The following is an 11,930-nucleotide window of genomic DNA, read 5'->3' as shown; positions in this document are numbered from 1 at the left end:
GGCGCTCACTGGGGGACCATCCTTAGTGCGGCCTTGTTCGGTAGGGTCGTGACCACTCGGTCCCGGTGGGTGCATGGCCTATGGTGCGTGCCGTTCGACGGCCAGCATGAGTTCTGCCAGCCCTGCCGGGCCGAGGCCATCTGAACGGCATCAGGAACATGCCCCTTCGAGGGCCGAGCAGTGAGCTTCCGGCAGGTGTCCTCTACCAAGTGGTGCTCCTTCGAGAGACCTGGAGTGCATGCATGTTTGTCGGATGGGACTGGGGCAACACCACCCACGCGGTCGCTGTCATCGACGGCCAGGGCCAGACGGTCGACCGTTGGCTCTGCCCCCATAGCGAGGACGGGCTGCGCGCCACGTTCGCTCGCCTCGCGGGCCACGGCGCGCCAGCTGAGCTGCCGGTAGCGATCGAGACCACGCGCGGGCTGGTCGTGGACCGGATTCTGGCGGCCGGGCATCCAGTCGTGGCCGTCCACCCCAATGCGTTCAACGCCGTTCGTCCCCGCTGGGGCGCGGCCCGCGCGAAGGACGATCCCGGCGACGCGTTCAAGCTCGCCGACTACCTCCGCACCGACGGTCGTCGCCTGCGGACCCTGCGCCCCACCGAGCAGGTCACTCTTGAGCTGCAGGCACTCGTTCGTGCCCGTGAGGACCAGGTCACCGCCCGCGTGACGGCGACCAACCAGCTCGCCGCGCTGCTGGCCGAGCACTGGCCCGGCGCCGGGATGGTCTTCGCCCGCCTGGACTCCGATATCGCCCTGGCGTTCTGCGACCGCTTCCCCGCCCCTGCGACGGCCAGACGACTGGCACCGGCGAGAATGCGGGACTGGCTGGCCCGCCAGCACTACTCCGGACGCAACGACCCGACAGTTTTGGTGGCCAAGCTCCGCGACGCTCCCGCACCTGCCTCCAGGCTCGGCGAGGAGACGATCACCGCGCTGGTCCGTGCTCAGGTCGCGGTCATCCGCGCCCTGAAGACCGCGATCGACGAGCTCGAGGCCCAGATCGACACGGCCCTGGCCGCCCATCCCTGGGCAGCGCTGATCAAGGACTTGCCCCGAGTCGGGACCGTCAACCTCGCCCAGCTCATCGGTGAGATCGGCCCCCTGCTGGAGCACACCGCCAGCGCGGACCAGCTCGCCGCCGAGGCCGGCGTCGTGCCCGTCACGCGCGCCTCGGGCAAGTCTCGCGCGGTCGTGTTCCGCTACGCCACCAACCGGCGAGCTCGCCAAGCCCTCGTCCGCTGGGCCGATAACTCCCGCCACGCCTCGCCCTGGGCGAGGAACATCTACGACACCGCCCGCGAACAAGGCAAACGACACCCCCACGCCGTGCGGATCCTCGCCCGTTCCTGGCTGCGGATCATCTACGCCTGCTGGCGCGACGGAACCTGCTACGACCCTGCCGCCCACGAACGGCGCAGAACCGAGAAAACGGACCACATCACCGCTCTCGCGGCCTAGAGGTTGACTCAGGGAACTCATGCGGTGGCCTCCTTCGCACCGGCGCCGCCGGCCAGGGCGTCCTCACGCAGCGACTCCCAGATGTGGGAGCGCAGGCGGGTGAACTCAGGGGTGGCCTCCACGCCGATCGAGCGGGGGCGGGCGAACGGCACCTCGATGTCCTCCTTGAGGCGGCCGGGGCGGGGGGTCATCACGATCACCCGGTCGCCCAGGATGAGTGCCTCGTCGATGTCGTGGGTGACCATCAGGACCGTCTTGCGCTCCTGCTCCCACAGCGTGACCAGCTCCTCCTGCATCAGCATGCGGGTCTGGGCGTCCAGGGCGCCCAGCGGCTCGTCCATCAGCAGCAGGGGGCTGCCGGTGGCGAAGGCGCGGGCGATCGCCACGCGCTGGCACATGCCGCCGGAGAGCTGGTGGGGGTAGGAGCGGGCGAAGTCCTGCAGGCGCACACGCCGCAGCCAGTCCTCAGCGATCCGGTCGCGCTCGGCGCGGGACGTGCCCATCATGCGCAGGCCGAAGGTGACGTTCTCCCGCACCGTCATCCAGGGGAACACGCCGTGCTCCTGGAACACGAAGGCCGAGGGGATGGGGTGCTCGGCTCCGGTGACCTCCACGGTGCCGACGGTGCGCTCCTCGAGCCCGCCCACGATCCGCAGGAAGGTGGACTTGCCGCAGCCGGAGGGGCCCACGACGCAGGTGAAGGAGCCCGGCTCCAGGGTCAGGGAGAAGTCCTCGAGCGCCCACACCGGGTCGGAGCCGGAGAAGAAGACCTTGGAGACGTCCTCGGCGACGACGGTGGCCCGGGCGGCATCGGCCTGCCGGGCCGTGTCGGAGTCCCGGCCGGCGCGGGAGTCGTCGGTGGGCGACGGAGCGGCTGCCATCGGAACTCCTCGGCAGGTCGTGACGGGATGATCGGGAGGATGACCGGGCGGGTCGATCGCCCCACTGTAGATCCGGGAAACGCCCCTGACCGCACCTGACCAGTCTGTGGACAAATATCCCAATAACCGGACAGAGGGGGTGGGGACCAATGCGGCACCGGAGCCGCGCCCATCCATGACATCTCTCATCGCCGGGTCGTGAGAAACGCACATGAGCTGGTGAAACAGCTCCCTACTGGAGAGGTGCGCGGCTCGGAAGAGTAGGGGCCATGAACACGACGAAGATGAGCCTGACCACCTCGACCCCCACACCGGCCACCTCGACCACCACACCGACCGCCCGGGAGTCCGCTCGCCCCGCACGCACCAGTCCCACCGCCGATCGCGGCGTGCTGGGCGATGTCATCGGCTTCCGCCCCTCGGCGACGCTGGGCCGCGAACTGTTCGCGATCGCGATCAACATCGTGATCGTGCTGGCCGTCGCCATCGCAGTGCAGCCCCCCGTGCTGGCCTGCATCGTGGGCGGAGTGATCGTGGCCGCGATCCTGGCGGCCCGCCTCGCGGCCGGCTTCGCCACCGAAGGCTACGCCGAGCAGCTGAAGGGAGGGCGCTGACATGACTGCCACGACGACCGCACGGGACCTCACCACCGTGCAGGACGCCACTGTCCATGGCGTCCATGGCGCGACCTCCGGCGCCGCCGCACCGCAGGAGACGGTGATCCGCGTCGAGGGCCTCGAGCGCCGCTACGGCCGGGGCCGCGACAGCCATCTGGCCGTGGCCGGGATCGATCTCGAGATCCGCCGCGGCGAGCTGTTCGCCCTGCTGGGCACCAACGGCGCCGGCAAGACCTCGACCCTCGAGGTGCTGGAGGGCCTTGCCCGGCCCACCGGCGGCACCGTGAGTGTGTTCGGCCTGGACCCGTACCGGGACCGCCGCCATGTGCGCCCCCGCCAGGGCCTGATGCTGCAGACCGGCGGGTTCCCCACCGATCTCACCACGGCGGAGGCACTGCGGATGTGGACCTCCACGCTGTCGGCCCCGCGCCCGGTGAGCGAGGTGCTGGCGCAGGTGGACCTCGCCGACCGCGCCGGGACCCGCATCTCCTCCCTCTCCGGTGGTGAGGTGCGCCGCCTGGACCTGGCCTGCGCCATCGCCGGTGAACCCGAGCTGCTGTTCCTGGACGAGCCCACCACCGGGCTGGACCCCGAGTCACGCGCCCGCGCCTGGGAGCTGATCCGGGCACTCAAGGAGAACGGCACCACGATCGTGCTGACCACGCACTACCTCGATGAGGCCGAGACCCTCGCCGACGAGCTGGCGATCATGCATCGCGGACACATCGTGCGACGCGGCACCGTCGAGGAGGTGGTGGCCGGCCACCCTGCGACCATCCGCGCGACCCTGCCGATCGACGCCCCGGCCGACGTCCCCGCTCTGCCCGTGATCCATGGCTCCAGCACCCGCGACCGCAAGGGCCGGCTGGAGATCACCACCGACCGTCTCGAGGATGACCTGCTGGCCCTGCTCAGCTGGAGCCGCGAGCAGGGCGTGGAGCTGTCCGGTCTCGACGCCCGCGCCGCGAGCCTGGAGTCCGTGTTCCTCGAGATCGCCGGATCCGGCTTGGAACCCGGCGAGACCCCGGCCGCCTGACATCCCGCCGCCCCCACGCCTGTGCGGTCAGCGCACCCGCAGGCGGTCCCACCTCCAGAAGGAACAGTCCCCATGAGCACCCCCACCCTCGACCCCGCGACCACCCCGTCCACGCCGACGGCCCAGCAGGCCGCCACCGCCCGGTCCCGAGCGACGAGCCCCCGCCGGGCCCCCCGCCTGCTGGGCCTGGCCCGCGCGGAGCTGACGCTGCTGCTGCGCAATCGCATGCAGCTGGTCACCGCGCTGCTGCTGCCCCTGTCGGTGCCGTTCCTCTACCTGCCGCTGGCGCGCCAGGGCGGCACCCGAGAGGCGATGGCCTCGGGCCTGGGCACCATGTTCGTGGTGGCGCTGCTGTTCGTCGTCTACTACAACCTGCTCAGCTCGTACGTGGCCCGCCGGCAGGACCTGGTCCTGAAGCGCCTGCGCACCGGTGAGGCCTCCGATGCGACGGTGCTGATCGCCACGGCGGTGCCGGCCCTGCTGATCGCCTTCGTGATGATCGGTGTGATGGGTGCGATCGCCGCTCCGCTGCTGGACCTGCCCCTTCCCGCTCGTCCCGGGGTGCTTGCGATCGGCCTGGTGCTGGGGGCGGCGGTGATGGTGCCGCTGGCGCTGGCCACGGCGAACATGACGCGCACCGTGGAGGCCGCCCAGGTGACCTGCCTGCCCCTGATGGCGGTGCTGGTGATCGGGGCGGGGGCCGCGATCCCGCTGCAGATGATGCCGGACTGGTTCGGCCGACTGGTCGCGCTGGTGCCCTCGGCCCCGATCACCGCGTTGGTGCGCCTGGGCTGGCTGGGCATCGATGCCGAGGGCGCTGCGCTGAGCACCGCCGAGGTGTGGACGCAGACCACCCAGCAGACCGGGATCCTGCTGGTGTGGCTGGTCCTCGGCATCCTGTTCGTGCGCAGCCACTTCCGCTGGGAGCCCCGTGGCTGACCTCCGGGTGCACGGCGGCACGAGGATGCGGCCGGTGCGCACCCGCCGCTCAGAAGGGCGGCGGCGCGCAGGACCTCATCCCTGTGCCCTCGTGCGGATCGGTGCAGTCCGGCCCGCAGTCCTCCTCGGGTTCATCCAGCAGCCCGCTGCGGAGGGCGGCCGCCATCTGCAGATCGGTGCGGTACGCCTCCCAGGACTCCTGGAGCGCCTGGGCCATCACCGGGGTGAGCAGATCCCGATTCGGGCAGATCGACACCCGCAGGCCGCTGCCGCGCAGTTCCCAGTGGGTGGTGCCGTCGGGACCGCGAACCGGGTCGATCAGGCCTTCCGTCTTGAGGCGATGATGGGTGAAGCACAGCAGGTGCAGGTTCTCCACGCAGGTGGCCCCGCCGTTCTCAGGATCGGCGTGGTCGTACTCCTGGATGTGGTCGGCCTCGCTGGCATCGAGCGTGGGGCGGGTGCAGCCGGGAACGGCGCACACCGGGTGCTGCAGGCGCAGGTGTTCGAGCATTCCCGCGGCGGGACGGTACGTGGTCGCCTCGATGGGCAGGTACCGGCCGTCGACCGGATCGGTGAGGATGCGGTGCCAGACGGGCTCGCCCGCAGCCAGCCGCCTGGCCATCTCCGCCGGGATCGGGGTGAGGCCGTCCAGCACTGCCGGGGTGTCGGAGAGGCCGAGCAGTGTCAGGAACGGGACGGTCACCTGCATCCGGAATCGCGGCGCGGGGACCTCGACCCCGCCGGTGTCCAGCACGCTGCGGGTGAGGATCGCGTAGCGCAGCTGTGCCAGGCTCAGGGGGCTGCCGGATTCGTCGGCGGCGCCATCGATGTCGAAGGGGATCGGTGCACCGGCGGCCAGGGCCTTCCGCTGTGCGTTCTGCACGGCGCGGGCGCCGTTGTCCAGGCGGCGCGCGAGCGCGAGGATCTCCGGGACCGGGCCGGTGATGCGCAGGCAGGCGGTGCCATCGTCGATGGGGGACCGCTCCAGGGCGACATCCCGCAGATCCTGAGGGCGGGCGACCCCCTCGCCCTCGCGGACCAGCCATGCAGCCAGCAGTCGCAGCTCGCGACGGAACCGTGCGACGGGGATGGAGGCGAGGTCCCATTCAGAGACCCGCGCGTCGACCTGCGCCTTCTGCTGGGGTGTGAAGTCCCGGACGGTGCGCAGTATCCGATCGAACCATTCCACCGGGAGATCGCCGCTCTCCAGGCGAGCGAGCAGCCGGGGCAGCTGATCGACCGCGGTGCGGGCGGCGCGCAGCAGGGAACTGGCCTTGTCCGTGGTGGTGCGCAGGGCGATCCCCACCAGGAGGCCTGCTTCCTCGCGCTCCCCCGGTGGCTCGCCCGGCTCCGGCTCCGTCCACATCGGCGCGATCTCGCGCAGCAGCCGGGCGTGCTCGGCGGATCTCCGGCGCTCCTGCGCGATCAGGCGGCCCGCCGCCGATGCCTGCGCCGAATCAGGGTCGATGCCGAGCCTGTCGGCCAGGGAGTCGGTGGTCAGGGGCTGGCGCGCTGTCACCCTCGCGCGCGGGGCCCGGGGCTCGTCGGGGACGCCGCGGACCCGACGCCCACGTGGAGCGCGGCGCGGCTCCTCGACCAGTCGGCCATTCTCCCAGCGATGCACCGGCACTGCGCTCCCCTCCCTTCCGACGTCGACGTCGAGCGATGTGAACCACGCTACGGAGGGGGTATGACAAACGAACCTCGCCGACCCGCTCCCCACGACGCACGCCGTCACCGCCATGGAAGGATCGACCCATGACCACCGCCTCCCGCCCGTCTTCGGTGTTCTTCTGGTACACCGCGACCTCGGCGCTGGTCCTGGTGGCGGGCATGCCGGTGTTCGCGCTGTTCGTCAGCTGGGTGGAGCCCCCCGATCTGCCTGACCACCCCTTGTCCGCCGCCCTTTTCGTGCTGCAGACGGCCCTCTCCACCGCCGCGGCTGCGTGGTGGCTGGTGCGCTGGCGCGACGGTCTGCGCGATCGGCCGCTGCCCTGGCGGGCGCACGTGGCCGCGGCCGCGCCCGCAGTGGTGGCCCTGGTGATGCTGCTGGCGCGCGCGATCTCTCCCGCGGCGCCCGACGAGCAGGACCCCGTGGTGATGATCAACCTGATCACCGTTCTGTCGGGTCTGGTCACCGTGCACATGGTGCTGCGCTGGTGGACCGCGATCCTCTCCGCGGCAGCCTTGACCGGCATCGCCGTGCTGGCCGGGCTCCCCGTGCCCGTCGCCGCCCCGATCGGATCGTTCATGCTGGCGATCGTCATCGGTCTGCGCAGCTCCCTGTGGCTGCTGGAGCTGGTGGACGGCATCGACCGCGCCCGGCAGATGGAGGGCCGGCTCGCACTGGCCGAGGAGCGCCTGCGCTTCAGCCGCGACCTGCACGACGTGATGGGCAGGGACCTCTCCTCGATCGCGGTGACCGCGGAGCTGGTCACCCAGCTGGCCGAGCGAGGTGACCCGCGCGCCGCCGAGCACGCCAGGTCCATCTCCGCGATGGCCCGCTCCTCCCTGGCCGACGTGCGCGCCCTGGTGCGCGGCTACCGCGACGTGGACCTCGCCTCTGAGCTGCAGGGCACTCTGTCGCTGCTGCGCTCGGCGGGGATCCGCACCCATCTGCGCGGCGAGGCGCAGGACGTCCCCGCCCAGCATGCGGAGGCCGCCACCTGGGTGCTGCGGGAGGCCGGCACCAACCTGCTGCGCCATGCCGACGCCACCGCGGTCACCATCGAACTGGGGGCCGATGGGCTGACCGTCACCAACGACGGCGCTTTGGCCGTTGCGCCCGATGGGGGCCAGCCCGCCACGGCAGGTGCCCAGCCCGTCACGGCAGGTGCCCAGCCCGTCACGGAGAATGCCCGGCCCGTCACCGAGGGCACCGGCCTGCGCGGCCTGCGTGAGCGCATCGGCCCCGCGCGTGCCCTCAGCGCGCGTCGGGAGGGCGAGTCCTTCACGCTGGCCCTGCACTTCGCGCCCGGGACCGGCACCGCATCGACGCCCGGCCCCATCGACCCGGGCGAGACCGCACCCACCCCGTCCGATGGAGGACCCCGATGACTCCCAGCACCCCGACCACCCCCGGCAGCCCGCTGCGCGTGGTGCTGATCGACGACGAGAACCTGATCCGCTCGGCGCTGGCCACCATGCTGAGCCTGGAGGAGGACATCGACGTCGTCGCCCAGGCGTCCTCGGCCGCCGAGGGCGTCCGCGCCACCTCGGAGCACACCCCGGACGTCGCCGTGGTGGACCTGCAGCTGCCCGACGGGGACGGCCTGGAGATCTGCGCGGCCATCGCGGAGCACTCCCCCGCCACACGGTGCATGATCCTCACCTCCCACGCCCGCCCCGGCTACCTCAAGCGGGCCCTCGAGCAGGGGATCCTGGGGTTCCTGCCCAAGACCACCTCGGCGCCCCAGCTGGCGGAGGCGGTGCGGGCGGTCGCCGCGGGCAGGCGGGCTATCGATCCGGAGCTGGCCGCGGAGACCATCTCCTCCGGCGACTCCCCGCTCACACCGCGTGAATCGGACGTGCTGGAGTACGCGGCCGACGGCGCCAGCATCGACCAGATCGCCCGGCGTGCGCATCTGGCCGAGGGCACGGTGCGCAACTACCTCTCCAACGCGCAGGCGAAGCTGCAGGCCTCCAACCGTCATGAGGCTGTGGCGATCGCCCGCAGGCACGGCTGGATCTGAGCACCGGGGGCGGGGCGACCGGCGGCCTCCCCGCCTGCGGGATCAGCCACGTCCCGCCTGCGGGATCAGCCGATGAAGATGCCGTTGCCCGGCCCCAGCGGAATGTCCAGGTAGAAGAAGACCGCCAGGATCGCGGCCCAGAAGATCCAGAACGGCACCACGAAGGGCAGCATGCGGGCCATCAGGGTGCCGAAGCCCGCCTCGGGCTGGTAGCGGCGCAGCATGCCCAGCAGCACGATCATGTACGGGTTCATCGGGGTGATCACCTGGGTGGCGGAGTCGCCCACGCGGAACGCGGCCTGGGTGAAGGCGGGCTCGTAGCCGATCAGCGCGAACATCGGCACGAACACCGCGGCCATGATCGCCCACATCGAGGAGCCCGAGATGATGAACAGGTTCAGGAAGCTCGCCAGCAGCATGAAGCCGACGATCGCGGGGAAGCCGGTCAGGTTCGCGCTCTCCAGGCCCGCGGCGCCGGTGACGGCGATCCAGGAGCCGATGCCGGACCAGTTGAACAGGGCGATGAACTGGCCCAGGATGAACGCCAGCACGAGGAACGGGAGCATGTCCTTCAGCGCGTTGGTCATCATCGCGACGGCATCCTTGGTGGTGCGCAGGGTGCCCACCACCCAGCCGTAGATCGCGCCGACCACCACGAAGTAGATGAACACGATGAACACGATGGAGTCCAGCAGCGGGGACTTCGGCAGGAAGCCGCCCTCCTCGTTGCGCCACGGCGAGCCGGAGGGCAGCACCGCCACCAGCAGCACCGCGGTGAGCACCACGGCCGCCAGCACCGCGATCAGCAGGCCCCTGTTCTCCTTCGGGTCGAGCTCGGCGCGCATCTGCTCGGCGTCGGCACGATCGGTGGCGTCGGAGTCGGTGGCGATCTCGTCGCGCGGGATGCCCTCACGGACGATGCGCGGCTCCAGGATGCGGTCGATGATGAAGCCGGCCACGATGCCCAGCACGATCGAGGAGGCGATGTTGAACCACCAGTTCGAGACCGGGTTCACCGGATCGAACTCGTAGCCGGGCAGGGCGCCCATCACGGAGGTGGTGATGCCGGCGAACAGCGCGTCCAAGCTGGTGGGGAACAGGTTGGTGGAGTAGCCCGCACCGGCTGCGGCGAAGCCGCCCAGCAGGCCGGCCACGGGATGACGGCCGGCTGCCTTGAACACCAGCGCGGCCAGCGGGGGCACCACCACGAAGGCGGAGTCGGCCATGATCGAGCTGACAACGCCCACCAGGCCCACCACGTACGGCAGCAGCCAGGCCGGGGAGGAGCCGAACAGCTTGCGCACCGCGGCCGAGAGCATGCCGGAGTGCTCGGCGATGCCGATCGCCAGCAGGATCGGCAGCACGGTCTTCAGCGGCGGGAACCCGACGTAGTTCTCCCCCAGGCTCGAGGTGAGCCAGGTCAGGCCCTCCCCGGTGAACAGGCCCTTGATGACCGTAGGCTCATCCGTGCCGGGCACGGTGACCGAGACGTCGGCGAGCGCCATGCCGGTGGACACCAGGCCCGTGATCAGGAACAGCACGAGGAACAGCATGAAGGGCTCGGGCAGCTTGTTGCCGAGCCTCTCGACACCGTTGAGGAGCCGGTCGCCGAGCCCGCGGGGGCCGGACGGCTGGGTGGTCGCCGTGCTCATAGGTTCTCCTGGGGGATGGGATGGGTCGGGGATGGGGGGAACCGTCGGCCCGGGGTGGGCCGGCAGGGAATGGTACGACGCCGGCGGCACCGGCCGGGTGTGTTCAGTCGAAGTAGCCGGGCACGTCGATCGCGCCGCCGGCCTCCTCGAACTCCTCGGTGACGGCCTTCGAGAGAGCGGGGTCGTGCAGCACGTCCAGCAGGGTCGCGGCCAGGCCGTAGGCACCGTCGGCCGCGGCGCTGCGGGCCAGGTCCGAGGTGGCGGCCTTCGCGAACTCGCGGGTGTGCAGGGCCGTGTCGGGGTCGGCGATGCGGATCATCGGGTGGATGCCGGGCAGGCGGAAGCTGACGTTGCCGAAGTCGGTGGAGGCGGCGAGGGTCTCGGAGACCACGCCGCGGGGCAGCGGGTCGCGGCCGCGGCGCCGCTGGGCCTCCACCCAGCGCCCGGTGAGGGTGGTGTTGGTGCGCACCGGCAGGGACGGGGGCTGCTTGTCCCAGGTGACGGTGACGCCGCAGCTGGTCATCAGGGCGGCGCCGCGGGCCACGTCCTCGATGCGCCGGGACAGGTCGCGCAGCGTCTCGGGGGCCAGGGACCGCACGTACAGGTCCAGTCGGGCCAGGTCGGGAATCACGCTGGCCCGGTCGCCGCCCTCGCGGATCACGGCGTGCACGCGGTCCGACGGCGGGATCTGCTGGCGAAGTAGTCCGATCCCCTGGTACATCAGGCTCGCGGCGTCCAGCGCGTTGCGGCCCATGAAGGGCTGGGCGGAGGCGTGGGCGGTGCGGCCGTGGAACTCGACGGTGAGGGTGCGGCGGCCCAGCCAGGCGGTGTCGGCCACATCGTGGCTGAAGGGGTGGGCCATCACGGCCATGTCGATGTCGTCCCACGCGCCGCCGGCGGCCATGACCTCCTTGCCGGAGTGGCCCTCCTCAGCGGGGGTGCCCAGGTAGACGATGCGACCGGGCACGGCCGACGGGTCCTTCTTCGCCAGCGCCGCGAGGGCCAGGAACGCCCCCAGCCCCATCACGGCGATCACGTTGTGGCCGCAGCCGTGGCCGACGACCGGCAGGGCGTCGTACTCGGAGAGCACCGCGAGGGTGGGGGCGCCGGGCGCGGCAGCCGCGTCACTCTCGGCCCCGGTGGCGCCTTCCGCATCGGACGCGGCGGCCCCGCGGATCTCGGCGCGGATGGCGGTCTCGACGCCGTGGGCGCCCAGCTCGGCCTCGATGCCGTGCTTGCGCAGCACCTCGACGATGGCCCTGCTGGACCGCACCTCCGCGAAGGCGACCTCGGGGTGCTCGTACAGGTCCAGCATCAGCTCGACCAGTTCGCCGTGAACGGCCTCGACCTCTGCCTCGAGCGCGTCGTGCAGCTGGGCGGGGGCGCCGGTGTGCTCGGAGCCCGCGTGACGACGGGTGCGCATCGCCGTGCGGGTCTGCGCCTCGAGCTGATCCACGTAGTCGGAGGACGGCGGGATCGGCTCGGCAGCGGGGAAGGTCGAGAGGTCCAGGAGGTCGCGGGGGTCACGGTCGGTCATTGCCGCAGGATAACGACCGGCCGTTGCGATCCGTGCCGGATGTCCGGGATCGACCGCTTCTGCGCGGGCGGCTCGCCGCCCCCGCTCAGGCCTGCCGCGAGCGCGTCGGCCTC

At 71.5% G+C, this 11,930-nt stretch carries 10 protein-coding genes; 6 read left to right on the top strand and 4 right to left on the bottom strand.

Features of this window, described 5'->3' with window-relative positions; translation table 11 throughout:
- Positions 1 to 242: 242 nt before the first annotated feature.
- On the top strand, positions 243 to 1,463 hold the full coding sequence (locus M4D54_RS07570) for an IS110 family transposase (protein WP_193865801.1): 1,221 nt from the start codon (positions 243 to 245) through the stop codon (positions 1,461 to 1,463).
- A 17-nt stretch (positions 1,464 to 1,480) separates the two neighbouring features.
- Here the strand turns inward: M4D54_RS07570 and M4D54_RS07565 are convergent, their stop codons facing one another.
- On the bottom strand, positions 1,481 to 2,344 hold the full coding sequence (locus tag M4D54_RS07565; RefSeq protein WP_259890870.1) for an ABC transporter ATP-binding protein: 864 nt from the start codon (positions 2,342 to 2,344) through the stop codon (positions 1,481 to 1,483).
- 269 nt (positions 2,345 to 2,613) lie between these two features.
- Here M4D54_RS07565 and M4D54_RS07560 point away from each other — a divergent pair, with 269 nt between their 5' ends.
- From M4D54_RS07560 to M4D54_RS07550, 3 genes are all read left to right on the top strand, one after another.
- Positions 2,614 to 2,958 (top strand): hypothetical protein, encoded by a 345-nt coding sequence (locus M4D54_RS07560; protein WP_259890869.1) that lies wholly within the window; start codon positions 2,614 to 2,616, stop codon positions 2,956 to 2,958.
- 1 nt (position 2,959) lies between these two features.
- The gene (locus M4D54_RS07555; protein ID WP_259890868.1) at positions 2,960 to 3,997 is read left to right on the top strand and encodes an ABC transporter ATP-binding protein; all 1,038 of its coding nucleotides are present in this window, start codon (positions 2,960 to 2,962) and stop codon (positions 3,995 to 3,997) included.
- A 72-nt stretch (positions 3,998 to 4,069) separates the two neighbouring features.
- Positions 4,070 to 4,936 carry an ABC transporter permease gene (locus M4D54_RS07550; RefSeq protein WP_259789948.1) on the top strand — a complete coding sequence of 289 codons (867 nt, stop codon included), beginning with the start codon at positions 4,070 to 4,072 and terminating at the stop codon, positions 4,934 to 4,936.
- Between the two features lie 49 nt (positions 4,937 to 4,985).
- Here M4D54_RS07550 and M4D54_RS07545 read toward each other — a convergent pair whose 3' ends face one another.
- Positions 4,986 to 6,455 carry an HNH endonuclease signature motif containing protein gene (locus M4D54_RS07545; protein ID WP_259890867.1) on the bottom strand — a complete coding sequence of 490 codons (1,470 nt, stop codon included), beginning with the start codon at positions 6,453 to 6,455 and terminating at the stop codon, positions 4,986 to 4,988.
- Positions 6,456 to 6,694: 239 nt separating this feature from the next.
- Here M4D54_RS07545 and M4D54_RS07540 point away from each other — a divergent pair, with 239 nt between their 5' ends.
- Together M4D54_RS07540 and M4D54_RS07535 are read left to right on the top strand one after the other, a co-directional pair.
- Complete coding sequence (locus M4D54_RS07540; RefSeq protein WP_259890866.1) at positions 6,695 to 7,993, top strand: sensor histidine kinase; 1,299 nt, start codon at positions 6,695 to 6,697, stop codon at positions 7,991 to 7,993.
- Complete coding sequence (locus M4D54_RS07535) at positions 7,990 to 8,628, top strand: response regulator transcription factor (RefSeq protein WP_259890865.1); 639 nt, start codon at positions 7,990 to 7,992, stop codon at positions 8,626 to 8,628. The genes M4D54_RS07540 and M4D54_RS07535 overlap by 4 nt, the downstream gene beginning before the upstream one ends.
- 65 nt (positions 8,629 to 8,693) lie before the next feature.
- Here the strand turns inward: M4D54_RS07535 and M4D54_RS07530 are convergent, their stop codons facing one another.
- Together M4D54_RS07530 and M4D54_RS07525 are read right to left on the bottom strand one after the other, a co-directional pair.
- Positions 8,694 to 10,280 (bottom strand): AbgT family transporter, encoded by a 1,587-nt coding sequence (locus tag M4D54_RS07530; RefSeq protein WP_259890864.1) that lies wholly within the window; start codon positions 10,278 to 10,280, stop codon positions 8,694 to 8,696.
- Between the two features lie 103 nt (positions 10,281 to 10,383).
- The gene (locus M4D54_RS07525) at positions 10,384 to 11,817 is read right to left on the bottom strand and encodes a M20 family metallopeptidase (RefSeq protein ID WP_193865675.1); all 1,434 of its coding nucleotides are present in this window, start codon (positions 11,815 to 11,817) and stop codon (positions 10,384 to 10,386) included.
- Positions 11,818 to 11,930 lie beyond the last annotated feature (113 nt).

Source organism: Brachybacterium sp. p3-SID1565 (assembly GCF_025143785.1).
Lineage (GTDB): Bacteria > Actinomycetota > Actinomycetes > Actinomycetales > Dermabacteraceae > Brachybacterium > Brachybacterium epidermidis.
The sequence above is the reverse complement of the archived record's forward strand: the minus strand, read 5'-3'. Positions and strand labels throughout refer to the sequence as shown.